The following is a 23,392-nucleotide window of genomic DNA, read 5'->3' as shown; positions in this document are numbered from 1 at the left end:
CCGCGCCCCCGAGGGGACCGGTGACTGGGGTCACAACTCCCGCTCCCCGCCTGCAAATCGCTGTCTGAATATCAGAGATCGAATTTGCGAACAGGCGATCTCTTGTTACGGTTCTTGTAGCCCGGTCGCTGGTGCATCCCCCGTCGCCAGCGACCGGGCCCTTCCATTTCCGGTGGTGATCAACCACCGTTCGGTGCCGGTGCGTTGCTCCCGGACCGCAGGAGCAGTGCACCTTCATCATCCGGAACTGCAAACTCCGCTACGGCCGAGTAGCCGTTCGCGGTACCCACCGATGCCTCCTTCGGCGTCTCGCACAATCCCGGCTCGTCCCCCGCGCCCACGGGGCAGCGGATCTGCGTCGTGCGCCCCGCCGGCCCCATCACGGTCAGCACGGCTTCCAGGGGACGGCCGCTGGTGTTGCGGTAGTAGCTGCGGCCCCAGGTGTCGCCCTCGCTCACCATGACGCAGGTCTGGGCCTCCAAGCCGTGCGGCGAGGTGAGTTCGGGACCGCACCGCGAGTCCGTGCGCGGCTGCTCCGGTGGGCCCGGCTGGGCGGGGCGGCCGGCGGCCCGGGCCTTTCCCGACGCGGACGAGCCGGAAAGGCCGAGCGAGGAGAGCAACCCGCCCGCTTTTCCGTCATCTTGACCGGCGAAATCCGGCCCGGCGATCGCACCTGCAAGTGGAAGCGACAAGATGATCAGCACACCGGCACCGATACCGATCAGGCGGAGATTCATTCGCCGAAGATAGCGATCCCGGAATGGGGCACGGAGATCCCCGCGCCCAATTCCCCTGCAAACCGGTCCTGCCGACACCCTTAAGAGTGATCCGGCGGGCGCGCGGCACCCGTTCCGACCCCACGCGCCCAAGCGTCCCTACGAGTGGCGGGCGCTGTGGCGGGTCCGGACGGCAGCTCGTACCGGCGGCCCGACTCCGCGGCGTGCCGCGCGTCAGTACGCGAGCCGGCTCCCGCCGCCCGGCGCTCCGCTGCTCGCCTCCACCAACGCGTGCACGAGTTCCTCGACCTCGGGCAGCCACATGCCCCGCGATCCGGTGGACGGCTCGCGCTCCCAGCGGGCCTGACCGTCGCCGGAGGCGGGGGAGGGCGGCAGGAGCAGGTAACCGCCCTCACCGTGGAAGCGCAGCGAGGAGGGCACGTGGTCCTTGGCGTAGAGGAGTTCGCCGAGCCGCTCCAGCGAATACGGCGCCACCAGGAGCGACCAGCGGGTGGGCGTCGCGACGATCGGGCCCAGTCGCATGCCCTGCGCGTCCAGTCGTACGACGGCACGCGCGGCCGCGCCCGCGGGAAGACTGACCGCGCACGGCGCCTCGCCACCGGTGGCCATCAGGACCGGGGCGAGCGGTCTGCGGGACCACCACCAGGCCACCATCCGGGAGTCCGTGGTCGCCGCGAGCAGCCCGGGATCGAAGGGGTGCGCGCCGGGCACCACGCAGTCGGGGTCCGGGCAGGCGCACCGGGCGCTGTCGGCGCCGGCCCGGCCCACGCCGGGCAGCACGGGCCACCGCCATACGGTCGCGCACGTCAGGGCCGCGTCGAGCAGGGAAGCGGCGCCGCCGTCCGGGTCGGTGGCGGCGGGAGGGATCGGGAACCGGGATTTCAAGCGATCGCGGAGCCGCTGGAGACGCCTTCCGAGGATCTCGCGCATGAGCGCTCGTTCCTTTCCGTTGAACGCCGAGGGCCACATCACACCACGTAAGCGGCGCTTCACCACACGTACACGTTTCGCGTCACTGTCCGCCGGAAGCAGGTTCACACGGTTCGTGCAGTTTTCTTACGGGTCCATCCAACGTACGGCGGGGCCGAGCGCGACCCCCACCGGTATCGAGACCGGCTGTCACCGGTTGCGAGACCGGCTGCCGCCGCTAAGGACGACGGCACGAGCCGGGTGGTTCCCGGCGGATGCCGGGAGGTGTCAACTGACCCCGGGCACCACCGTTTACGTACCCGGACCCGCTGGGACGCCCGCTCAGTCGATCGCAAAAACCGTCTGCTTCCGGCTTTTTCCGGCCAAGTTTTGCCCTTGACCGGACAGCGAGTTGTGGTCCTGCGGACACCAGGATTCTCACCTGGGCAATGCTGGACATCGATCCTCGTGTGCGTGTAGATGTGGAGCCATTGATGGCGCGCAGCACGATCTGGGGGTTTGCGATGCTATATGGCGAATCGCACCAGGTGGAAAGGCGGACGCCATGAGCGCGTCGCATCTGCCGAAAGTGGCCGGAATCGATTCAGCAGTTACCGCGTCACCGCACACTGCGGCGCCCACCGCGGCCGCTCCCACCCGCACGACCGCCCCGGCCCCGACCGTGCCGCCCGCCGCGAGCACCGTCATCCAGGACCGGTTGGCGGGGATGGTCTCCGACCTGACCACCCTCCACGAGCTGACCGAACGCCTCGCGCGGGCCGCCGATCTCGACGCCTCCCTACGCGAATTCGTGCGCGCCGGAGCGGCGCTGGTCGGAGCCCGCCGCGGCCTCGTGGTCCTGGAACCCTCCGACGGACTCGGCCCCAGCACCACCATCGGCCTCGGGCTCGGTCGCGCGGACCTCGGCCACATCGAGACCGTGCCCCGCAGCGCCACCTCGTACGGCCGCATCCTCGACGGACTCCCGGACGCGCGGGGCGGCTCCGACGTGCTCCCGGAACCCGGCACCGGGACAGGGACGAGCGCTTTCGCCGCACCCGTCGACGCCCGGCACCGCGAGGTCGCCGCCCGGCTCGGGTACGCCGCCAGCTACGCGCTCCCACTGGCCGCCGAGGCCACCGGCAGGCTGGGCGCGGCCGTCTGGCTCTACGACGAGCAGGCCGAACCGAGCGAACGCCAACGCGACCTGGCCGGGCTCTATGTCCGGCACGCCGCCGAACACCTGGCGCGGATGATGGAGGTCGAGCGCTCCCGCTCCCGGCTGGCCACCGTCGCCGAGGAACTGCTGCCCAGCCGGCTGCCCAGGATCGCCGGGGTGCAGCTCGCGGCCAGGCACCACACCGGACCGCGCGGCGGAGGCGACTGGTACGACGCGTTGCCGCTGCCCGAGGGCGCCATGGGGCTGGCCGTCGGCTCGGTCAGCGGCTCGGGGCCGAGCGCGGTCGCGGCGATGGGCCGCATGCGGGCCTCGCTGCGCGCGTACGCGGTCATGGAGGGCGAGGACCCCGTGGCCGTCCTGTCCGACCTCGAACTGCTGCTGCGGCTGACCGAGCCGGCGCGCTCGGCGACCGCCCTGTTCGCCTACTGCGAGCCGGGCTCCCGAAAGATGGTCCTGGCCGGTGCGGGTCACGCCCCGCCGCTGCTCGTCGGCGAGCGGCGCACCGAGTACGTGGAGACCTCACTGTCGGCGCCCCTGGGGATGCTGGCCTGCTGGGAGGCGCCCAGCGTCGAGATCGAACCCGCTCCCGGAGAAACGGTGCTGCTGTACACCGACGGGTTGCTGCGGCGTACCGGCGACCCCATGGACCGGGCCTACGCACGGCTGCACGCGGCGGCCGCGGGGGTTCCCCGCGGCGCCCGGGACGACCCGGCGGCCATCTGCGACCACATCCTGCGCACCCTCTTCCCACAGGCGGACGGTGCCGCGGCGCACGGCGCAGAGGTGCCCGGCGTCGATGGGAACGGCGTCGACGTGACGGGGTCGGGCGTGAGCGGCGTCGGCACGAGAGGTGCGGGCGCGTGGGGCGACGGGGACCCGGCCGAGGACATCGTGCTGCTCGCGGCCCGGTTTGACTGATTTGTCACATGACCTGACACGGGTCTTCCGCTCACCCATACGATGGATGAGGTCCACACCCGGTCCGTTCTGTCGTAGCTGAGGAGAAGACGTGGCTGACGAGCTCACCCCGGAGACCCCGGAAGAAGAGCAGCCCCAAAAGAAGCACAAGCAGCGCAAGAACGGGCTGTACCCGGGCGTCAGCGAGGAACTCGCGGAGAACATGCGCACCGGTTGGGCCGACACCGAGCTGCGCGGACTGGAGCCGATCGCCCAGGCAGCCCACACCGCCGAGCGCCGCGCCGCCCTGTCCGCGCGCTTCCCCGGCGACCGTCTGGTCGTGCCCGCGGGCCGGCTGAAGACCCGCTCGAACGACACCGAGTACCCCTTCCGGGCGTCGACGGAGTACGCGTACCTCACCGGTGACCAGGCCGAGAACGGCGTCCTGGTGCTGGAACCCACGGGCGAGAACGGCCACACCGCCACCATCTACCTGCTGCCCCGCTCCGACCGCGAGAACGGCGAGTTCTGGCTGTCCGGTCAGGGCGAGCTGTGGGTCGGCCGTCGCCACTCCCTCGCCGAGGCCGAGCAGCTTCTGGGCCTCCCCGCGAAGGACGTCCGCGAGCTGCCCGAGGCCCTCGCCGAGGCCACCGGCCCGGTCCGCTTCCTGCGCGGCCACGACGCCGTCATCGAGAAGGCGCTGACCGACAAGGTCACCGCCGAGCGCGACGAAGAGCTGCGCGTCTACCTCTCCGAGGCCCGTGCCGTGAAGGACGACTTCGAGATCGGCGAGCTGCAGAAGGCCGTCGACTCCACCGTCCGCGGCTTCGAGGACGTCGTAAAGGTCCTCGACAAGGCCGAGGCGACTTCCGAGCGCTACATCGAGGGCACCTTCTTCCTGCGTGCCCGGGTCGAGGGCAACGACGTCGGCTACGGCTCCATCTGCGCCGCCGGCCCGCACGCCTGCACCCTGCACTGGGTCCGCAACGACGGCGACGTCCGCTCCGGCGACCTGCTGCTGCTCGACGCCGGTGTGGAGACCCACTCCCTCTACACCGCCGACGTCACCCGCACCCTGCCGATCAACGGCACCTACACCGCCATCCAGCGCAAGATCTACGACGCGGTCTACGAGTCCCAGGAAGCCGGCATCGCCGCCGTGAAGCCGGGCGCCAAGTTCCGCGACTTCCACGACGCCTCCCAGCGCGTGCTGGCGGAGAAGCTCGTCGAATGGGGCCTGCTGGAAGGCCCGGTCGAGCGGGTGCTGGAACTGGGCCTCCAGCGTCGCTGGACCCTGCACGGCACCGGCCACATGCTCGGCATGGACGTTCACGACTGCGCCGCCGCGCGTACCGAGGCTTACGTCGACGGCACGCTCGAACCGGGCATGTGCCTGACCGTGGAGCCCGGCCTGTACTTCCAGGCCGACGACCTGACGGTGCCGGAGGAGTACCGCGGCATCGGCGTGCGGATCGAGGACGACATCCTCGTCACCGAGGACGGCAACCGGAACCTGTCGGCTGGGCTGCCCCGCGCCTCGGACGAGGTCGAGGCCTGGATGGCCCGACTGAAGGGCTGAGCGGACGGCCCGGCCCGAGGGCCGATCGGCCGGCGCGCGCGTAAGTGGGCGGGTTCCCTTCGGGGACCCGCCCACCGGTGTCTACGACACTCTGAGCAGCGCGCCCTCGCGCCATTTGAGGACCTTGTCGAAGCTGACCACCGCGCCCCGGCCCGGGCGGTTGCGGAAGCGGACGTGGTCGGAGAGTTCCGCGATGAGTCCCAACCCCCGCCCGTGTTCCTTCTCCGACGGTCCGGCCGGCGGGGGTCTGCGCCCGGAGACCGTCGACGGCGGGAAACCCGGACCCGAGTCGGTCACCTCGATACGGCAGTGGTCGCCGTCCAGATAGGCCGTCACGCGGTACTCGGCGCAGACGGCGGTGTCCGGCTTTCCGACACGGGAGGTGTCGGCGACCGGGCCGCCGTGCTCGACGGCGTTCGCACACGCCTCGCTCAGCGCCACCGACAGATCGAAACAGATGTCCGGGTCCACCCCCGCGGTCTCCATCGTCCCGAGCAGCAGTCGCCTGGCGAGCGGCACGCTCGCGGCTTCGCGCCTCAAGTGGAGAGACCACCAGATGCTCATACCGTTACCTATTGCCGCCCTCGGTCACCCGTAAGCCCCCGGCGGCCGCCGGAGCCCTCATTCGGCCGCCGGAATCCCCGTTCGGCCGATGCGACTCTCCCGACCGACGGTGTATGAGGTCGCGAGCGAGGTTCGCGTCGACGGGATCACCGTCGAGCCCGGCGCCTTCGCGAGTCGACCGCTCGAACACCGCTCGGGTCCCCGTCGGGACGGATGGGATGTTCCGGACCTGCCGTATGGCGGTCCGCAAGGCAGTGCGATGATGGCCCGGCCATGACTGCCCTCCACGCGACGCGGGCCGGAGCGGGTCTCCGGGTCATACGGGCCGCGGTGTTCACCGCGGTCTGCGTCGTGTTGTCCGCGGTCGGGCACGCGATGGCGTCCTGCGCCACCGTGCCGTGGTGGGCCCTGGGACTGGGCTTCCTCGCCCTCTTCACGATCGTCGCGCCGCTGGCGGGGCGCCGGCGTTCACTGCCCGGCATCGCCGCCGGTCTCGCCGCCGGCCAGGTGACGCTGCACGCGGTGTTCGGCCTCGGCCAGCACGGCGCGGCGACGCCGGTCGACTCCGTCCCCTCGGACTCCTCCCTCGCCGCGCTCGCCGCACAGCTCATCTGCGGGGGCAACTCCGTACCGCCGAGCCCGCAGGACGCGCGGCTGATCCTGGAGGCCGCCGGGTTGGACCCGGCCGCCATGGCCGCGCACGGGCACATGGCGCACGCCCACATGGTCCACGCCCCGCAGACCTCGCTGTTCAGCCCTGCCATGCTGATCGGCCACCTGTTGGCCGCGCTCGCCGGCGGCTGGCTGCTCGGGCGCGGCGACGCCGCACTGTTCCGGCTCGTCGAGCTGTCCCGGCTGTCGACCGAGGCCGACCCGGTACGTCCACTGCGTACCGCCCTGGCCCTCGTACGAGCCCTCGTCCGCGGGCTGCCGGTCGCGTCCGGACCTCTCGGGCGGGCCCCCCGGGGCGCGGCATCCCCGGAACTCCCCACCGGTCGTGGAACGCTCCAGCACACCGTGATCAGGCGCGGCCCGCCGACGTCGCCCCTCACCCTCGCAGCCTGACGCGGCACCCCCACTCCCCGGGACTTCACGGGAGCACCGGTGCCGTGAACCTCGCGCGCGCCCGCGTGCGGGGCCATGCCACCACTGTTCCCTGGAGTGTTTCCGCCATGAAGACCTCTCGCGTCTCCTTCGCCGCCGCCCTCGCCGCCGGCGCCGTCCTCGTCCTCTCCGGTCCGGCCTTCGCCCACGTCGGCGTCCAGCCGGGAGAGGCCGCCAAGGGCGGTTACGCGGTGATCAACTTCAAGGTCCCGAACGAGCGCGACAACGCGTCGACCACGCAGGTCGAGGTCAACTTCCCGATCGACCAGCCGCTCACCTCCGTCATGCCGCAGGACATTCCCGGCTGGACCGTGAACGTCGAGAAGAGCAAGCTCGACAAGCCGCTCAACGTGCACGGCAAGCAGGTCAACGAAGCCGTCACCAAGGTGACCTGGAGCGGCGGCAAGATCGAGCCCGGCAAGTTCCAGCAGTTCCCGGTCTCCATCGGCAAGCTGCCCGACAACGCGGACCAGATGGTCTTCAAGGCGATCCAGACCTACGACAACAACGAGGTCGTGCGCTGGATCGAAGAGACCAAGGCAGGCGCTCCGGAGCCGCAGAACCCGGCGCCCGTCCTCAAGCTGACCGCCGCCGCGGGCGCCGACGACCACCACGACGACGACGCCACGAAGACCGATGACGCCAAGGGCGGGCAGGGCGGTCACGACAAGGCGGCCGCGACCGGCTCCGACACGACCGCGCGCGCCCTCGGCATCGCCGGCATCGTGCTGGGGCTCGGTGGCGTCGCGTTCGGCTTCGCCTCCCGCCGTCGAGCCTCCTGACCCACGGGCCCCCACGGGCCCTGTCATGTAGACCATTCGAAACCCCGATCCCAGGGATTCACCCCATGCGCACCACACGTGTGACGGTCGCCGCCTTCGTCGCGGCGGCCGCACTCGCCCTCACCGCCTGTGGCGGTGAGCCGAGCAAGTCCGGCGGTTCGGTCAACCAGATCACCGGCACGACCAAGGCCGGCTCGGCGACCGTCCTCGACCGCCCCTTCGAGAAGCCGGATCTCGTCCTCACGGACACGACCGGCAACCCGTGGAACCTGCGCGAGCAGACCAAGGGCCGGCCCACGCTCATCTACTTCGGCTACACCAACTGCCCCGACGTGTGCCCCCTGACCATGAGCAACATCGCGGTCGCCAGGAAGGCACTGCCCAAGGCGGACCAGGACAAGCTCCAGGTCGTCTTCGTCACCACCGACCCCCAGCGGGACACTCCCGAATCCCTCGGCAAGTGGCTCAAGGCCCAGGACCCGTCCTTCATCGGGCTGACCGGGGACTTCGCCACCATCCAGACCGCCGCCCGGTCACTCGGCATCGGTATCGAGGCCGCCAAGACGGAGGCGGACGGCAGCGTCGTCTCCATGCACGGCGCCCAGGTCATCGCGTTCTCGCCCAAGACCGACGAGGGCTACCTCCTCTACGGCGAGAGCACCACCGTCGATGACTACACCAAGGACCTGCCGAAGATCGTCAAGGGAGAGAACCCGTGAACGCCCGCACCACCCGTACCCTGGCCGCCGCACTCTCCCTGACGGCGGCGCTCGCGATATCCGGCTGCTCTTCCGAGTCCGAGGGCACGACCGCGGACGCCACGCCGAAGCTCACGGTCAGCGGCGCCTTCATGCCCGAGCCCGTCGACGACAAGATGGCCGGCGCCTTCATGGTCATCAACAATGACTCGAAGACGCCCGACAAGCTCACCGGCCTGACCAGCCCGCTGTCGGACGATCTCCAGATCCATGAGACCAAGGACCAGAAGATGCGGCAGGTCCCCTCGCTGGACGTGCCCGCGAACGGCCGGCTCAGCCTGGAGCGCGGCGGCAGCCACGTCATGCTCATGGGCCTCAAGAGCAAGCCGAAGGTCGGCGACAAGGTCAAGGTCGAGCTCAAGTTCGAAAAGGCCGATCCCATCACGATCGAGCTGGACGTGAAGGACCGCACGTACACCGGGCAGAGCTCCAACGCCCACTGACGGACCGAGGAACTGACACGCCATGACGGCCACCGCCCCCATCCCGGCCCGCGCCCGGGCCACGGCATTCCTGCCGCGGCTCGCGCTGGTCCTCGCAGCCCTGCTGGCAACGCTGTTCACCGCGGCCGGACCGGCCACGGCGCACGCCGCACTCACCGCGAGCGACCCGAAGGACGGGGCGGTGGTCGCCACGGCGCCCGCCCAGGTGACCCTCTCCTTCTCGGAGGAGGTCGCCATGGGCGACGACTCGATCCGGGTGGTGGACCCCCGGGGCAAGCGGGTCGACACCGGCGAGTTGCGCAACATGTGTAGCGGATCCACCATCCGTTACGGCACCGCGCTGCACTCCGGCCTGCCCAACGGCACCTACACGGTGGCCTGGCAGGCCGTCTCCGCGGACAGCCACCCGGTCTCGGGTGCGTTCACCTTCTCCATCGGCGCGCCGTCGGCCACCCAGGTCGTCCTCCCCACCCAGAAGGCGGGGGGCGGGCCCGTAGGTATCGCGTACGGCATCGCCCGGTACGCCGCCTACCTCGGCTTCACCATCCTCGTCGGCGGCGCCGCCTTCATCCTGCTGTGCTGGCGTCGCGGCTCGGCCGAGCGACCGCTGCAGAAGCTGGTGCTGCGCGGTTGGGTACTGCTGACCGCCTCCACCCTGGTGATGCTTGTGCTCCGCGGCCCGTACACGGGCTCCGGCAAGTTCGCGGACGTCTTCGATCTCGACGCGCTCAAGGGCACCCTCGACACCAAGGCCGGTGCGTCCCTCGTGTCGAGGCTGCTCCTCCTCGGGGCGGCGACGCTCTTCGTGGCGGTGCTCTTCGGCGCTTACGCGCGCCGGCAACAGGGCGCCGAACCGGCTGGGTCGGGCACCGAACCGCTTGACGTCGACGGGACAACCGGTAGCGACGACGCGGTGAACGAGCGGAAGGACACGAGCGACCTCGCCTTCGGGCTGGGTGTCGGAGGGGCCGTCGTGGCAGGCGGTATCGCCGCCACCTGGGCCCTGTCCGAGCATGCCTCCACAGGGGTCCAGCCCGGGATCGCGATGCCGGTCGACATCTTGCACCTGCTCGCGGTAGCCACCTGGCTCGGCGGCTTGGCCGCGCTGCTGGTCGCCCTGTACAAGGTCCCCGGCATGGAGCGTGAGGCCGTCCGGCGCTTCTCGAAGGTCGCGTTCATCAGCGTTCTGGTGCTGGTCCTCACCGGCGTCTACCAGTCCTGGCGCCAGCTGGGCAGCTGGTCCGCCCTGACGGGCACCAGTTACGGACAGCTCCTACTGATCAAGGTCGCCCTCGTCTGCGTCCTCGTCGGCATCGCCTATCTCTCCCGATCCTGGACCGCCCGGCTCGCCGACCGTGCGGCGGTGCCGGTACAGGCGAATGTTTCACGTGAAACAGAGGGTCGTGAGAGCGAGGGTCGCACAACAGACGGTCGTGAAACGGCGGATGTTTCACGTGAAACATCGCAGCGTGAAACGCCTCGGACCGAGGCGTCGGAGGGTGAGACAGCGCCTGAGGCTGCGGCTTTGCTGACGGCGCCCGCCAGCCCCGAACGTGCCGCGCAGTTGGCCCGCCAGCGCGCGGTCAAGGACAACGCCCGCGCCAAGCAGGTGCGTGACGCGGACCCCGGGCGCGCCGGCCTCCGCCGCACCGTCCTGGCAGAGGCGGCGGTCGCGGTGGCGTTGCTGGCCGTCACCACGGTTCTGACCAGCACCGAGCCGGGGCGCACCGCGGAACTTGAGACCGGTCGCGGCCCGTCCGCGGCCACCGCCGTACCCAATCGCCCCGTCAAGATCACCTTGCCCTTCGACACCGGCGGCCCGCAGGGCAAGGGCACCGTCCGCCTGGAACTCGCCCCGGGGCGGGTCGGCGCCAACGGCTTGCACCTGTGGGCGCAGAACACCGACGGACAACCCCTCGACCTCCCCGAGGTGAAGATCTCCTTCACCCTCCCGGCCAAGGAGATCGGTCCGCTTCCGGTCCTCCCGGAGCACGCGGCTTCGGGACACTGGAGCGCGGACGGCGTGCAACTGCCGCTCGCGGGCGAGTGGCGCATCGACATCACCGTACGGACGTCCGACATCGACCAGACGACCGTCCAGAAGAACGTGAAGATCGGCTGACCAGCGTGAGCGACAGCACCGAGAGCAACCCCGACATCGAAATCTCGCGACGTCGTCTGCTGGGCACAGTGGGCGCCGCGGGTGCCGCCGGTCTGGCACTCGGCGCCACCGGCGGTGCCCTGGCGCACTCGGCGTTCACCGAATCCCCGCAGGTCACGGCGAAGGGCGGCGTCGGTACGCTCGCCTCGCTCGGCGCCACCGAGGTCGCCTTCCACGGAGACCACCAGGCCGGTATCACCACCCCTCTCCAGGCCAAGGGGCACGTCGTGGCCTTCGACCTGGCGCCCGGGGCCGGGCGTACGGAAGCCGCGGCCCTCCTGCGCCGCTGGTCCGAAACCGCGCGGCGGGTGATGTCGGGCGATACCGCCCCGACCGCGGATACCGGGATCGCCCTGGACGCCGGTCCTTCGTCCCTCACCGTCACGTTCGGGTTCGGCCACTCGTTCTTCGAGCGCACCGGGCTCGCCTCGCGCCGCCCCTCAGCCCTCGACCCACTTCCCGATTTCTCCTCGGACCGACTCGACCCGCAGCGCAGCAATGGTGACCTCTGGGTCCAGATCGGCGCGAACGACGGCCTCGTCGCCTTCCACGCACTGCGCGCCCTCCAGAGGGACGCCGGGGAAGCCGCTCGGGTCCGCTGGCAGATGAACGGTTTCAACAGGTCTCCCGGGGCCACCGGCGCCCCCATGACCGCCCGGAATCTGATGGGCCAGGTGGACGGCACCGGAAACCCGAAGCAGGCGGACCCCGACTTCGACAAGCGGATCTTCGTACCGGCGGCCGGCCCCGGCCCGGCCGAACACGCGTGGATGGCCGGAGGCTCATATGCCGTCGTACGCCGCATCCGGATGCTGCTCGACGACTGGGACAAGCAGTCCCTCGCCCAGCAGGAGCAGGTCATCGGCCGTACGAAGGCCACGGGTGCCCCACTGACCGGCGGAAGCGAGACCACCAAGATGGATCTCGCGAAACTCGGCGCCGACGGCAAGCCGGTGATCCCGTCGAACGCGCACGCACGGATCTCGGCCCCGGAGCAGAACGGCGGAGCCGCCATGCTCCGACGGCCCTTCTCCTTCCACGACGGCATCGCCCCGGACGGCTCCCCCGACGCCGGGCTGCTGTTCATCTGCTGGCAGGCCGATCCGCTACGCGGCTTCGTGCCCGTCCAGCGCAAACTCGACCGGGGTGACGCGTTGTCCGAGTTCATCCGGCACGAATCGAGCGGGCTGTACGCCGTCCCGCCCGGCCCGCGGCCCGGGGAGTACGTCGGACAGCGGCTGCTCGAAGGGTGAACATCCCGTCGGGCGCGACCGCCCCGGCATTAGGCTGATCGCATGTCGGCCACCCGCTTCACCTATCTCGGTCCCGAGGGCACCTTCACCGAAGCCGCCCTGCGCACGCTGCCGGAAGCCGCCACCAGGGAGCTCGTCCCGATGGTGTCGGTTCCGGCCGCCCTGGACGCGGTGCGCAACGGCGAAGCCGCCGCCGCGCTGGTTCCGATCGAGAATTCGGTGGAGGGCGGGGTGACCGCCACTCTGGACGAATTGGCGTCCGGCGAACCGCTGATGATCTACCGCGAGGTGCTGCTGCCCATCGCGTTCGCGCTGCTCGCCCGGCCCGGGACCAAGCTTTCGGACGTCAAGACCGTGACCGGGCACCCGGTGGCGCAGCCACAGGTCCGCAACTGGTTGCGCGCGCACCTGCCCGACGCGGTGTGGGAGTCGGCCGCCTCCAACGCCGACGGCGCCCGGCTGGTCCAGGAAGGCCGTTTCGACGCTGCTTTCGCCGGTGAGTTCGCCGCCGCCACGTACGGGCTCAAGCCGCTGGTCACCGAGATCCACGACGCGGAGAACGCCGAGACCCGCTTCGTGCTCGTCGGCCGCCCTGCCCGGCCGGCCGCTCCGACCGGTGCGGACAAGACCTCGGTCGTGCTGTGGTTGGGGGACGATCACCCGGGTGCGCTGTTGGAACTCCTCCAGGAGTTCGCCGTACGGGGGGTCAACCTGATGCTCATCCAGTCCCGGCCGACGGGTGCGGGCATCGGCAACTACTGCTTCGCGGTGGACGCCGAGGGGCACATCTCGGACCGTCGGGTCAGCGAGGCGCTGATGGGGCTCAAGCGCACTTGTCCCCAGGTCCGCTTCCTGGGTTCCTACCCGCGTGCCGGTGTTGCGGTGAGTGACGTACGCGCGGCGCGGCCGGGCACCTCTGACGGCGACTTCACGGATGCCTCCGACTGGTTGGCCCGCTGTCTCGACGGCCGTCCGTAGCGGTCCCCCACTGTCCACAGAGTTATCCACAGGTCGAGAGGCGGGCCTGGGGACAAGTCGACAGAGCAGCGCGACAAGGTCGACATATCGGCCGGGGCTCTCGGGTTTCACGCAAGGGAGCGTCAGGTGAACGGCGTCACCTCCGTATCACCGATCAACTCTTTGGGGCGAGGCATTCCCACCCGAATGAGTGTGTGAGGGCGGTTTGAACCCTGATTCCCGGGGAGAGCCAACCGGTCGGGAATGATCTATTTCCGTGTCCACAGATCGGGCACACAGCCTGTGGATAAGACCGCCCCGCACGGAATTCCTGTGGACAAGGAACGCCCTCCACCCTGTTCAGGCTCGACTCTCGCCCGAGTCGGCGACAGCGGTTCGAGGAATGGGGCCGCTTTTGCGAGCGCCTCGGAAGCGGTCCGGGAGACGTACGCCGGGCAGAGGAACGACCATTTTACATTCCCCTCAATTGGGGCATAGTGACACGCAACGTGATATCGATGTGATCCTCGGAACCCCGGCCCGGTAGCCTGGAGGGGTGATTGACCTCCGGCTGCTCCGTGAAGACCCCGACCGTGTCCGCGCCTCGCAGCGCGCCCGTGGAGAGGACGTCGGCCTCGTCGACGCGCTGCTCTCCGCCGATGAGCGCCGCAGGTCCTCCGGCATGCGCTTCGACGAACTGCGCAATGAGCAGAAGTCGCTCGGCAAGCTGATCCCCAAGGCCTCCCCGGAGGAACGGGCCGAGCTGCTGAAGAAGGCCGAACAGCTCAAGGCGGACGTCAAGTCGGCCGAGGCCGAGCAGAACGAGGCGGACGAGGCGGCCAAGCAGCTCCTCCTCCAGCTCGGCAACATCGTCCACAGCGATGTGCCGGTCGGCGGCGAAGAGGACTTCACCGTTCTGGAAACGCACGGCACGATCCGCGACTTCGCAGCCGAGGGCTTCGAGCCCAAGGACCACCTCGAACTCGGCGAGTCGCTCGGCGCCATCGACGTCGAGCGTGGCGCGAAGGTTTCGGGCTCCCGCTTCTACTACCTCACCGGCGTCGGCGCCCTGCTGGAGCTGGCCCTGGTCAACGCGGCGATCGCGCAGGCCGGCGAAGCCGGTTTCGTCCCGATGCTGACCCCCGCGCTGGTCCGCCCGCGCGCCATGGAAGGCACGGGCTTCCTCGGTCAGGCCGCTGAGAACGTCTACCACTTGGAGAAGGACGACTACTACCTTGTCGGCACCTCCGAGGTACCGCTCGCCGCGTACCACATGGACGAGATCATCGACGCGGACAAGTTGCCGCTGCGCTATGCCGGCTTCTCGCCGTGCTTCCGCCGCGAGGCCGGAACGTACGGCAAGGACACCCGCGGCATCTTCCGCGTCCACCAGTTCGACAAGGTCGAGATGTTCTCCTACGTCGCGCCGGAGGAGGCCGAGGCCGAGCACAAGCGGCTCCTGGAATGGGAGAAGCAGTGGCTGACCGGCCTGGAACTCCCCTTCCAGGTGATCGACGTCGCCACCGGTGACCTGGGCGCGTCGGCGTCCCGCAAGTTCGACTGCGAGGCCTGGATCCCGACCCAGGGCAAGTACCGCGAGCTGACCTCCGCCTCGAACTGTGACGGTTTCCAGGCCCGCCGGCTGTCGATCCGCTACCGCGACGGCAAGAAGACCCAGCCCCTCTCCACGCTCAACGGCACCCTGTGCGCCGTCCCGCGCACGATCGTGGCCATCCTGGAGAACCACCAGCAGGCCGACGGCTCCGTGCGGGTGCCTCCGGTGCTCCGTCCGTACCTGGGCGGTCGTGAGGTCTTGGAGCCGATCTCCAAGTGAGCCCGGTCCCGTTCCCGTACAAGCTCGTCGCGACGGACCTCGACGGCACTCTGCTCCGCGGCGACGACACCGTCTCGGAACGCACCCGTGAAGCGCTCGCCGCGGTCACCGCGGCGGGCGCGGCGCACATCATCGTCACCGGCCGGGCCGTGCCCTGGACGCGGAACGTATTGGACGATCTCGGCTACACGGGGATCGCCGTCTGCGGGCAGGGCGCTCAGGTGTACGACGCCGGCGCGCACCGCCTGCTCACGTCGGTGACGCTGGACCGTCAGCTGGCAGGGCTGGCCCTCTCCAAGCTCGAAGCCGAGGTAGGCCCCTTGGCCCTCGCGGCCAGCCGGGACGGAGTGGACGGCGACGTGCTGTTCGGCCCCGGCTACCGGGTGCAGGAGGGCCTGCCGGCCCTCTATCTGGAGGACACCTCCGCGGTGTGGAGCGCTCCGCTGAACAAGCTGTACATCCAGCACCCCGCGAAGGACGACGACACTTTGGTGAGGGTCGCCAGGGAAGTCGTGGGCAGCCTGGTGGATGTCGTGATGGCCGGTCCCGGGATAGTGGAGATCCTGCCCCTCGGGCTGACCAAGGCCACCGGCCTCTCGCTCGCCGCGCGTCGGCTGGGCGTGAAGGCAGCGGAGACCATCGCCTTCGGGGACATGCCCAACGACATCCCGATGTTCGCTTGGGCGGCCCACGGGGTCGCGATGGCCAACGCCCATCCGGAGCTGAAGGCCGTTGCCGATGAGGTGACGACGTCCCACCAGGAGGACGGGATCGCCGTGGTCCTGGAACGTCTGCTGGGCGCTGCCTGACGGCGCTCCCTCGGCCCCTCGTGAACCGGGAAGGTCCGGAACGGCCCGCGTCCGAAGACGCGCTCGAAGTGGCTGTTCCGGACCTTTTGTTACTCCCCGCATGCCTCACTCTGCCCCGCCCTCATGCCGCTTACCAGTGATTTTTCCCCAGGGGCCAGGGTCATGTTTCACGTGAAACATGCATGACGGGCCGTTGCGCGACCCCTTGCGGATGGCGTGTCAAGGGCCAGGCGAGAAGGCCGACGGCGAGTGAGATGGCGTGCCCGAGATCGGTGAAGGTTCCGCCCGTGACCAGCGGGATGCCGAAGAAGGCGACGGTCCCGGCGAGGTAGAACCATCTCCACGGACCGGGGAGCCGGTAGGTGAGAACCCCGGCGGCCGCCGCGAGTCCGTAACTCACGCCGATGTCGACGACATGGACCATGCTGCGGGGCGCCCGGTGGGCCTGGATGGCCATGAGCACCACGTTCTGGCTGATCAGGGTGGCGGTGATGTGGGCGGTCGCCACGATCACCAGCCAGCGCAACGTGCCCAGCCACCGCTCGACGGAAGCGTGGAAGATCTCGAAGAGCACGGCGTACTGGGCGAGCGAGGCGGGGTTCTCAATCCAGAAGGCACTGGAGATCAGGGCGCGCACGGGGTGCCGTGTGAGTTCGTGGATATTGCTGCTGTTGCGGTGGAGCAGGACGTGGTCCAGGCGGTCGGGCGCGATCACGACGATGACGCTGGTGATGGCGATGATCAACAGCCAGATGTGCGTACCGGGCGCGGAACGTATCCAGGACCATACGGGCCTGGACGGTTCGGCCTCGGGGTGGGGCGTCATGCCCCGATGATGCCCGGCATGTTCGTGCCCCGCCTGGCCGGTGGGCCGGGCGGGGCACAGGTGGCTGGTGCGGGGCGAGGGCTACTCCTCACCGGCCAAGGTCAGCCTGCGCAGCTTCTGGCCCGCGTAGACGGTGGCTCCCACGGTGACCACGACGAGCAGGACGGCGGCGGTCGGCAGGGCCACGGTGGCGTCGACGTACCCTGCCCCCGCGATCTTCTCCGCAAGGGCCAGGGACCACTGCTGCACGCTCAGCGTCTTCGCGCCCGAAACGAGGCTGCCGAAGAGCGACTCCCAGATCAGCGCGTAGACCAGGCCGAAGACGACCGCGTGGCGGCTGACCGTGCCCAGGAGCAGGAACAGCGCGCTGTAGGCGATCGAGGCGACCAGGGCGGCGACGGTGTATGCGACGGCGATCTGCTGACCGTTGCCGTTGAGGATGAAGCCGGCGATCAGTGTGGGGATCGCCGAGAACGCCATGGTGACGGCGATCGCGACGATCAGCTTGGTCATGATGATCGTCGGTCGCTTCACCGGCTTGGAGAGCAGGTAGACGATCGAGCCGTCGTCGATCTCGGGACCGATGGCCCCGGTTCCGGCGATGACGCCGATCAGCGGCACCATCGTCGCGAGGGCGAAGCCGCCGAGCAGGTCGGCCGCGACCTTGTCGTCCACGCCGGTGAGGGCGCGGACGGCGACGGAGATGAGGATCAGCAACGCGGGCAGCGCGAAGAGGATCAGCGCGCGCCGCCTGCCGAGCAGCGCCCGATAGGTGAGCCGGGCAACAGTGGGGTTGTACATGGAAGCCAGCTCCTCAGGCCGTGACGAGGTAGGAGAAGACCGACTCGAGGGACTCGTCGGAAGGGGAGACCGTGAGCAGCCGGATACCGTGCGCGCGGGCGACCCGCGGCAGCAGTTCGGTGAAACGGCCGAAGTCGACGGCCTGGATGCGCAGGGCGCCTTCCTTGAGGTCGACCTCGATGCCGGCGGTGGACGGATCGGCGATGAGGGCCGCGGCGAGCGCCCGGTCGTCGGAGGAACGGATGAGGTAGCGGTGCGGGCGGTCCGTCATCAGGCGACGGATCTTGCGGAAGTCGCCTGAGGCGGCGTGCCGACCCGCGACCACCACCTCGATGTGCGAGGCGAGCTGCTCGACCTCCTCCAGGATGTGGGAGGAGAACAGCACCGTGCGGCCTTCGTCTCCCATGCGCCGCAGGAGTTCCATCAACTGCATGCGCTGACGCGGGTCCATCCCGTTGAACGGCTCGTCGAGGAGCAGCACGGAAGGCTCGTGGACGAGGGCGGAGGCCATCTTCACGCGTTGGCGCATGCCCTTGGAGTAGGTGGAGATCTTGCGGTCCTGGGCGTACTCCATCTCGACGGTGGCGAGCGCGCGCCGGGCGGCCGCGTCGTCGAGCCCGTGGAGTTCGGCGTTGGCGACGACGAACTCGCGTCCGGTGAGGAAGTCGTACATGGCCTCGCGCTCGGGCACGACGCCGACCTGCTTGTAGACCTGCTCGTTGCGCCAGATCGGCGCGCCGTCGAGGGTGACGGTGCCCGTGGAGGGCGCGAGGAAGCCGCCCATCATGTTGATCAGCGTGGACTTGCCGGCGCCGTTGGGGCCGAGCAGTCCGGTGACCCCCGGCCCGATGCGCATGGTCACGTCGTTGACGGCGACGACGTTCCCGAACCAGCGGGAGGTGTGGTCGATGTCGATGATGGTCACAGCCCGGCCTTCCGGTAGCGGGCCATCAGGGCGGCGTAGGAGCCGGCGATGAGGGCGAGGATGACGAGCAGGTAGACGGCTCCGGCGCCGGCGGTGGGGCCCTCGCCACCCGGGAAGGCCGAGGTGGCGCCGAGGAAGGCGGTCTGGAAGCCGTCGATCAGGGTGATCGGGGAGAACAGGCCCATCCACTCGATGGCGCCGGCGGAGCCGGTGTTCCAGGCGATGCCCTGAACAGCGGTCACCGCGCCGTAGGGGATGAGCAGCACGGCGATGATCGCGGCGACACCGAACCCGCGACGCGGGGTCAGGGCGGCCATGACCAGGCCGATCCCGGCGAACAGCAACGACAGCAGAAGTACGGACACCAGTCCCTGCCCGAATCCCTTGGTCTGGTCCCCGAAGTCGAACTTCGCCAGCAGCGAGCCGATGTACATGATCAACAGTGGGGTTGCGGTGAGGATGAACAGCGCGGAGGCCATGGCGGCGTACTTGGCCACCACGTAGTCGACGCGCTCGATGGGCCGCGAGAAGTAGAGCGGCACCGTCTTGAAGCGCAGGTCGCGGCTGACCGACTGCGGCGCCTGGGAGGCGAGGTAGAGACCGATCACCACCTGCGTGGTCAGGGCATAGGTCGTGTACTTGACCGGAAGATCGGTGGAGCCGGGGACCGCGATGGCGACCGCCACGATGATCAGCGCGGGAACGCACATCACCGCGAAGAGGATCATCGGCAGCACCTTGGACTTGGCCGAACGGCCGAGCCCGTAGGCGCCGCGCAAGGACTGCGAGAACAGCGACTTGCGGGCGTAGGCGCGGCCGAGCCGGGGGCCGTCGTAGGACCGGTAGCCGATGTTGTGGATCCGGGTCGAGGTGTCAGGCGCCATCGGAACCGGCTCCCTTCCGCTGGGGGGTGTCACTCTGGCCGTTGTCGCGGAAGACCTCCGCGATGTGGTGGCGGCGCTGCTCCATGCGGACCAGGCCGATACCGAGGTCGGCGACGGTGTCGCGGACCTGGTCGTACGTCTCCTCGCCCGTCGCCTCGACGAGGAGGATGTGGCCCGCTCCCGGCAGGCCCTGCTCGTCGGCCGCGTGCAGGGTCAGGCCGGCCTCGGCGAGCGCCTTGCGCAGGGCGGCGCTGCCGTCGGGGTGGGCATCGGAGTCGGTGACCTCCACGGCCAGCGTGGCGGTGTTCTGCGTGAAGTCGCTGGTGGAGCTGGAGCGCAGCAGCTTGCCGCCGTCGACCACGACGACGTGGTCGCAGGTCCGCTCCAGTTCCCCGAGGAGGTGGGAGGTGACGAGGACCGAGATGCCGAAGTCCGTGTGGACACGGCGGATCAGGTTGAGCATCTCGTCGCGGCCGACGGGGTCGAGCCCGTTGGTGGGCTCGTCCAAGAGGACCAGCTGTGGGTCGTGGACGAGGGCTTGGGCGAGCTTGACCCGTTGCTTCATGCCCGTGGAGTAGCCGCCGATGGGGCGGTAGCGCTCCTCGTAGAGACCTACGTGGCGCAGGGTATCGGCGGTCCGCTCGCGGGCCGCGGTCGGCGGCAACCCCGACATGCGCGCCATGTGCACCACGAACTCGGTGGCCGAGACGTCGGGCGGAAGGCAGTCGTGTTCGGGCATGTAGCCGACGCGTTCGCGGATGGCGCTGCCGTGCGTGGCGACGTCCAGTCCGAGTACGGCGGCGCGGCCCTCGGTGGCGGGGGACAGTCCCAGCAGAATTTTGATCAGCGTGGACTTGCCGGCTCCGTTGGCGCCCACGAGGCCGGTAACGCCGGGCCCGATGTCCAAGGAGAGCCGGTCCAGAGCGGTCACTCGGGGGTACCGCTTGCTCAGGCTTTCGGTCGCGATGACAGTCACGGCTTCGACGTTAGTGGGGCGGCGCACCCCGATCGTCAGACCTGGAGCGGGATCGCGTCTCCGCCTTGAGGACTACGGACCCTGACCCAAGGCTTACGGGCCGAAGCCCCGTGCGGGCCCCACGCGCGGCCGGCGAACTTTATCCACAGGCTTGTGCACGGCCCCTTGACGTGACCTCCGGTCATTGTCACATTCATCAGTGTCAAGTTACGGGCGCGTACGGCTCTATGGACGGACGGCTGGCATGGCTGGGGATTCCACGCAACGCACGACGCAGGGCGCCGCGTTCACCGCGCGCCCGCCGCTCGGGGCCGCCACCGAACTGCGCGGGTTCCGGGAGGTCCAACGCCTCGCCTACGAATGCGCGGAGACGGTGGCGGCGCAACTGCGCGCCGGGGTCACCGAGCGCGAGGCGGCACGGATGCAGCGTGAGTGGCTGCGTGAGCGCGGGGTGCGGGACTGGTTCCACATGCCGTTCGCCTGGTTCGGGGACCGCACCGCCTTCGCGAACTTCAAGATCCCCCTACAGTTCTTCCCGACGAACCGCAGGCTTGAGCCGGGGATGCCGTTCATCCTCGACATGGCCCCGGTCTACCGGGGGTACGCGGCCGACATCGGCTACTCGGGCAGCCTCGGACTCAACCCCGTCCAGGACCGGCTGATGTCCGATCTGCGACCCCATCGCGAGCTGATCTTGGAGCAGGTGCGCGAGCGGCGCCCGCTGCGCGAGATCTACGAGAACGTCGAGCGGCTCATGACCCGCCAGGGCTACGCCAACCGGCACCGTGCCTACCCCTTCGGCGTGATCGCGCACAAGGTGGACCGGGTCAAGGAGCGGCATTGGTCGCCCACCGCCTTCGGATTCGGCACCCAGTCCCTCAAGGGCCTGGCGAGCGACGCCCTGCACGGCCATCGCGAGGGCTGGTCGCCGCTGTGGAGCCCGTACCACTTCTCCGACCACCCACCGCAGCCCGGACTATGGGCGGTGGAGCCGCATGTGGGCTTCCGGGGCACCGGCGCGAAATTCGAGGAGATCCTGGTCGTCACAGACTCCCGGGACCCCGAGGAGAGCGCCTTCTGGCTGGACGACGATCTGCCGCACGTGCGGCGCTGGGCTGAGGAGAAGGCGGCATGAGCAGCATGAACGGAGCGGGCCTCGCGGGCGCGCGCGAGCGGCGGGTACGCACCGGCGGCATCGACCTCTGCGTCGTCGAGCTCGGCGAGGCGGACCGGCCGACCGTGATCCTCGTGCACGGGTACCCGGACAGCAAGGAGGTCTGGTCGGAGGTCGCCGAGCGGCTGGCCACGCGCTTCCACGTGGTGCTGTACGACGTACGAGGTCACGGTCACTCCACGGCCCCCGTGCCACTGCGGGGCGGTTTCACCCTGGAGAAGCTGACGGACGACTTCCTGGCCGTGGCGGACGCGGTGAGTCCGGAGCGACCGGTGCACCTGGTGGGGCACGACTGGGGCTCGGTCCAGGGTTGGGAGTTCGCGACGGTCGCCCGTACCGAGGGTCGGATCGCCTCCTTCACCTCCATGTCGGGACCCTCCCTCGACCACTTCGGGCACTGGGTCAAGAAGCGGACGGCGCGTCCCACCCCGAGGCGGGTGGCCCAACTGCTGAACCAGGGTCGGAAGTCCTGGTACGTGTACATGCTGCACACCCCCGTACTGCCGGAACTGGCCTGGCGCGGACCGCTCGGCAAGCGGTGGCCGGACATCCTCCGGCGCGTGGAGAAGGTCCCGGCCGGCGACTACCCGACCGCGTCGCTGACCTCGGACGCGGCGCACGGGGCCTGGCTCTACCGCGACAACGTACGGGCGCGTCTTCGCCGTCCGCGCGCCGACGCGTACGCCCACGTACCGGTCCAGCTGATCATCCCGACCGGGGACGTGTTCCTCTCGGAGCGGCTCTACGACGACCTCGAACTGTGGGCGCCGGACCTCGTGCGGCGGACACTGCCCGCGCAGCACTGGGTACCCCGCACCCGTCCGGACCAAATCTCAGCCTGGATCGGCGAATTCGTCACCGCCACGGAGGAGCCCGCGACGCGGGCGCCGGAGCTGAAGGCGCCGGGCAAGTACGCGGACCGGTTCGGGGGGCAGTTGGTGCTGGTCACCGGCGCCGCCAGCGGCATCGGGCGGGCCACCGCCTTCGCGTTCGCGGAAGCCGGGGCCCGGGTGGTGTGCGTGGACCGGGACGGGGAGGGAGCGGCGCGTACCGCAGAGATGGCCCGCCTGGTGGGCGCTCCCCAAGCCTGGGGCGAGTGCGTCGACGTCAGCGACGAGCAGGCGATGGAGAAGTTGGCCGCGAGGAGCGCCGCCGAATACGGGATCGTGGACGTCCTGGTCAACAACGCCGGAATCGGGCTGTCCGGCCCCTTCCTCGAAACGACCGCCGAGGACTGGAAGAAGGTCCTCGACGTGAACCTGTGGGGCGTCATCCACGGCTGCCGGATCTTCGGGAAGCAGATGGCCGATCGCGGCCAGGGCGGTCACATCGTCAACACCGCCTCCGCCGCCGCCTACCTGCCTTCCAAGACGCTGCCCGCCTACAGCACTTCGAAGGCGGCTGTCCTGATGCTGAGCGAGTGCCTGCGCGCCGAGCTGGCGTCGAAGTCGATCGGCGTCTCGGCGATCTGCCCGGGCATCGTGAACACCAACATCACCACCACCTCTCGGTTCGCGGGAGTGGACGCGGCCGAGGAGAAGCGGCGACAGGAGCGATCCTCGCGACTGTACGGACTGCGCAACTTCCCGCCCGAGAAGGTCGCCGACGCGATCCTGCTCGCCGTGGTGAGGAACCAGGCCGTGGTGCCGGTGACCCCCGAGTCCAAGGGCGCGCTGTGGATGTCCCGCTTCGCGCCTCGGACCCTGCGGCGGATCGCCAAGCTGGAGCCGAGGCTGTGAGCCGGGCCGGGCCGTGGCGCCGGGAAGAGCCCCGCACGGCCATACCCGGCGACCTGCGCCGGTCGTACCATCCCTCGCAGGAGGGCTCGCCGCGTACGGC

At 69.8% G+C, this 23,392-nt stretch carries 21 protein-coding genes; 13 read left to right on the top strand and 8 right to left on the bottom strand.

The annotated features are described in order from the left end of the window. Positions 1 to 179 precede the first annotated feature (179 nt). A complete protein-coding gene (locus E6R62_RS01365) occupies positions 180 to 737 on the bottom strand; it encodes a hypothetical protein (protein ID WP_168713931.1) in 558 nt (185 codons plus the stop codon). 213 nt (positions 738 to 950) lie between these two features. Next, positions 951 to 1,667 carry a bifunctional DNA primase/polymerase gene (locus tag E6R62_RS01360; RefSeq protein ID WP_136210466.1) on the bottom strand — a complete coding sequence of 239 codons (717 nt, stop codon included), beginning with the start codon at positions 1,665 to 1,667 and terminating at the stop codon, positions 951 to 953. Between the two features lie 544 nt (positions 1,668 to 2,211). Here E6R62_RS01360 and E6R62_RS01355 point away from each other — a divergent pair. Continuing rightward, positions 2,212 to 3,744, top strand: a complete 1,533-nt coding sequence (locus E6R62_RS01355; protein ID WP_240801421.1) for a PP2C family protein-serine/threonine phosphatase — start codon at positions 2,212 to 2,214, stop codon at positions 3,742 to 3,744. 91 nt (positions 3,745 to 3,835) lie between these two features. Further along, positions 3,836 to 5,302: an aminopeptidase P family protein gene (locus E6R62_RS01350; RefSeq protein WP_136210464.1), complete on the top strand. Its 1,467-nt coding sequence runs from the start codon at positions 3,836 to 3,838 to the stop codon at positions 5,300 to 5,302. A gap of 81 nt (positions 5,303 to 5,383) precedes the next feature. On the opposite strand, the gene E6R62_RS01345 is transcribed toward E6R62_RS01350, so the two are convergent. Further along, a complete protein-coding gene (locus E6R62_RS01345; RefSeq protein WP_136210462.1) occupies positions 5,384 to 5,866 on the bottom strand; it encodes an ATP-binding protein in 483 nt (160 codons plus the stop codon). Positions 5,867 to 6,139: 273 nt separating this feature from the next. On the opposite strand from E6R62_RS01345, the gene E6R62_RS01340 reads away from it, so the two are divergent. The 9 genes from E6R62_RS01340 to E6R62_RS01300 all read left to right on the top strand — a co-directional run bounded on the left by E6R62_RS01340 (position 6,140) and on the right by E6R62_RS01300 (position 15,967). Then, complete coding sequence (locus E6R62_RS01340; protein ID WP_136210460.1) at positions 6,140 to 6,931, top strand: hypothetical protein; 792 nt, start codon at positions 6,140 to 6,142, stop codon at positions 6,929 to 6,931. Positions 6,932 to 7,038: 107 nt separating this feature from the next. Continuing rightward, positions 7,039 to 7,752 carry a YcnI family protein gene (locus E6R62_RS01335; protein WP_136210458.1) on the top strand — a complete coding sequence of 238 codons (714 nt, stop codon included), beginning with the start codon at positions 7,039 to 7,041 and terminating at the stop codon, positions 7,750 to 7,752. Positions 7,753 to 7,817: 65 nt separating this feature from the next. Then, positions 7,818 to 8,471, top strand: coding sequence for an SCO family protein (locus E6R62_RS01330; protein ID WP_136210456.1), 654 nt, complete (start codon positions 7,818 to 7,820; stop codon positions 8,469 to 8,471). Further along, complete coding sequence (locus tag E6R62_RS01325) at positions 8,468 to 8,953, top strand: copper chaperone PCu(A)C (protein ID WP_136210454.1); 486 nt, start codon at positions 8,468 to 8,470, stop codon at positions 8,951 to 8,953. Before E6R62_RS01330 ends, E6R62_RS01325 begins: the two co-directional genes overlap by 4 nt. Before the next feature lie 22 nt (positions 8,954 to 8,975). Then, complete coding sequence (locus E6R62_RS01320; protein WP_136210452.1) at positions 8,976 to 11,075, top strand: copper resistance CopC/CopD family protein; 2,100 nt, start codon at positions 8,976 to 8,978, stop codon at positions 11,073 to 11,075. Between the two features lie 5 nt (positions 11,076 to 11,080). Continuing rightward, positions 11,081 to 12,367, top strand: a complete 1,287-nt coding sequence (efeB, locus tag E6R62_RS01315; RefSeq protein ID WP_136210450.1) for an iron uptake transporter deferrochelatase/peroxidase subunit — start codon at positions 11,081 to 11,083, stop codon at positions 12,365 to 12,367. A 42-nt stretch (positions 12,368 to 12,409) separates the two neighbouring features. Continuing rightward, positions 12,410 to 13,345 carry a prephenate dehydratase gene (gene pheA / locus E6R62_RS01310; RefSeq protein ID WP_136210448.1) on the top strand — a complete coding sequence of 312 codons (936 nt, stop codon included), beginning with the start codon at positions 12,410 to 12,412 and terminating at the stop codon, positions 13,343 to 13,345. Positions 13,346 to 13,880: 535 nt separating this feature from the next. Beyond that, a complete protein-coding gene (gene serS / locus E6R62_RS01305) occupies positions 13,881 to 15,158 on the top strand; it encodes a serine--tRNA ligase (protein WP_136210446.1) in 1,278 nt (425 codons plus the stop codon). After that, positions 15,155 to 15,967, top strand: a complete 813-nt coding sequence (locus E6R62_RS01300) for an HAD family hydrolase (RefSeq protein ID WP_136210444.1) — start codon at positions 15,155 to 15,157, stop codon at positions 15,965 to 15,967. Before serS ends, E6R62_RS01300 begins: the two co-directional genes overlap by 4 nt. Before the next feature lie 160 nt (positions 15,968 to 16,127). Here the strand turns inward: E6R62_RS01300 and E6R62_RS01295 are convergent, their stop codons facing one another. From E6R62_RS01295 to E6R62_RS01275, 5 genes are all read right to left on the bottom strand, one after another. After that, complete coding sequence (locus E6R62_RS01295; RefSeq protein WP_136210442.1) at positions 16,128 to 16,793, bottom strand: rhomboid-like protein; 666 nt, start codon at positions 16,791 to 16,793, stop codon at positions 16,128 to 16,130. Between the two features lie 81 nt (positions 16,794 to 16,874). Then, the gene (locus tag E6R62_RS01290) at positions 16,875 to 17,594 is read right to left on the bottom strand and encodes an ABC transporter permease (RefSeq protein WP_136210440.1); all 720 of its coding nucleotides are present in this window, start codon (positions 17,592 to 17,594) and stop codon (positions 16,875 to 16,877) included. Positions 17,595 to 17,607: 13 nt separating this feature from the next. Next, positions 17,608 to 18,519 carry an ABC transporter ATP-binding protein gene (locus E6R62_RS01285; RefSeq protein ID WP_136210438.1) on the bottom strand — a complete coding sequence of 304 codons (912 nt, stop codon included), beginning with the start codon at positions 18,517 to 18,519 and terminating at the stop codon, positions 17,608 to 17,610. Continuing rightward, the gene (locus E6R62_RS01280) at positions 18,516 to 19,403 is read right to left on the bottom strand and encodes an ABC transporter permease subunit (RefSeq protein ID WP_136210436.1); all 888 of its coding nucleotides are present in this window, start codon (positions 19,401 to 19,403) and stop codon (positions 18,516 to 18,518) included. The genes E6R62_RS01285 and E6R62_RS01280 overlap by 4 nt, the downstream gene beginning before the upstream one ends. Continuing rightward, a complete protein-coding gene (locus tag E6R62_RS01275) occupies positions 19,393 to 20,379 on the bottom strand; it encodes an ABC transporter ATP-binding protein (protein ID WP_240801420.1) in 987 nt (328 codons plus the stop codon). Before E6R62_RS01275 ends, E6R62_RS01280 begins: the two co-directional genes overlap by 11 nt. A 244-nt stretch (positions 20,380 to 20,623) precedes the next feature. On the opposite strand from E6R62_RS01275, the gene E6R62_RS01270 reads away from it, so the two are divergent. Together E6R62_RS01270 and E6R62_RS01265 are read left to right on the top strand one after the other, a co-directional pair. Continuing rightward, positions 20,624 to 21,514 (top strand): M24 family metallopeptidase, encoded by an 891-nt coding sequence (locus tag E6R62_RS01270; protein ID WP_240801419.1) that lies wholly within the window; start codon positions 20,624 to 20,626, stop codon positions 21,512 to 21,514. Positions 21,515 to 21,519: 5 nt separating this feature from the next. Then, positions 21,520 to 23,292 (top strand): SDR family oxidoreductase, encoded by a 1,773-nt coding sequence (locus E6R62_RS01265; protein WP_136210662.1) that lies wholly within the window; start codon positions 21,520 to 21,522, stop codon positions 23,290 to 23,292. Positions 23,293 to 23,392: the final 100 nt, after the last annotated feature.

Origin of the sequence: Streptomyces sp. A1136 (assembly GCF_004795055.1) — a bacterium.
Taxonomy (GTDB): Bacteria; Actinomycetota; Actinomycetes; order Streptomycetales; family Streptomycetaceae; genus Streptomyces.
Note: the sequence above shows the minus strand (reverse complement) of the source record. Positions and strands in the feature narration are given on the sequence as shown.

Excerpts from the sequence above, each read along its gene's own strand:
- E6R62_RS01355 (WP_240801421.1), top strand. The coding sequence starts at position 2,212 with ATGAGCGCGTCGCATCTGCCGAAAGTGGCCGGAATCGATTCAGCAGTT.
- E6R62_RS01290 (WP_136210440.1), bottom strand. The coding sequence starts at position 17,594 with ATGTACAACCCCACTGTTGCCCGGCTCACCTATCGGGCGCTGCTCGGC.
- E6R62_RS01335 (WP_136210458.1), top strand. The coding sequence starts at position 7,039 with ATGAAGACCTCTCGCGTCTCCTTCGCCGCCGCCCTCGCCGCCGGCGCC.
- E6R62_RS01360 (WP_136210466.1), bottom strand. The coding sequence starts at position 1,667 with ATGCGCGAGATCCTCGGAAGGCGTCTCCAGCGGCTCCGCGATCGCTTG.
- E6R62_RS01280 (WP_136210436.1), bottom strand. The coding sequence starts at position 19,403 with ATGGCGCCTGACACCTCGACCCGGATCCACAACATCGGCTACCGGTCC.
- E6R62_RS01330 (WP_136210456.1), top strand. The coding sequence starts at position 7,818 with ATGCGCACCACACGTGTGACGGTCGCCGCCTTCGTCGCGGCGGCCGCA.
- E6R62_RS01270 (WP_240801419.1), top strand. The coding sequence starts at position 20,624 with ATGGCTGGGGATTCCACGCAACGCACGACGCAGGGCGCCGCGTTCACC.
- pheA (WP_136210448.1), top strand. The coding sequence starts at position 12,410 with ATGTCGGCCACCCGCTTCACCTATCTCGGTCCCGAGGGCACCTTCACC.
- E6R62_RS01345 (WP_136210462.1), bottom strand. The coding sequence starts at position 5,866 with ATGAGCATCTGGTGGTCTCTCCACTTGAGGCGCGAAGCCGCGAGCGTG.
- E6R62_RS01340 (WP_136210460.1), top strand. The coding sequence starts at position 6,140 with ATGACTGCCCTCCACGCGACGCGGGCCGGAGCGGGTCTCCGGGTCATA.
- E6R62_RS01365 (WP_168713931.1), bottom strand. The coding sequence starts at position 737 with ATGAATCTCCGCCTGATCGGTATCGGTGCCGGTGTGCTGATCATCTTG.
- E6R62_RS01265 (WP_136210662.1), top strand. The coding sequence starts at position 21,520 with ATGAACGGAGCGGGCCTCGCGGGCGCGCGCGAGCGGCGGGTACGCACC.
- E6R62_RS01320 (WP_136210452.1), top strand. The coding sequence starts at position 8,976 with ATGACGGCCACCGCCCCCATCCCGGCCCGCGCCCGGGCCACGGCATTC.
- E6R62_RS01295 (WP_136210442.1), bottom strand. The coding sequence starts at position 16,793 with ATGACGCCCCACCCCGAGGCCGAACCGTCCAGGCCCGTATGGTCCTGG.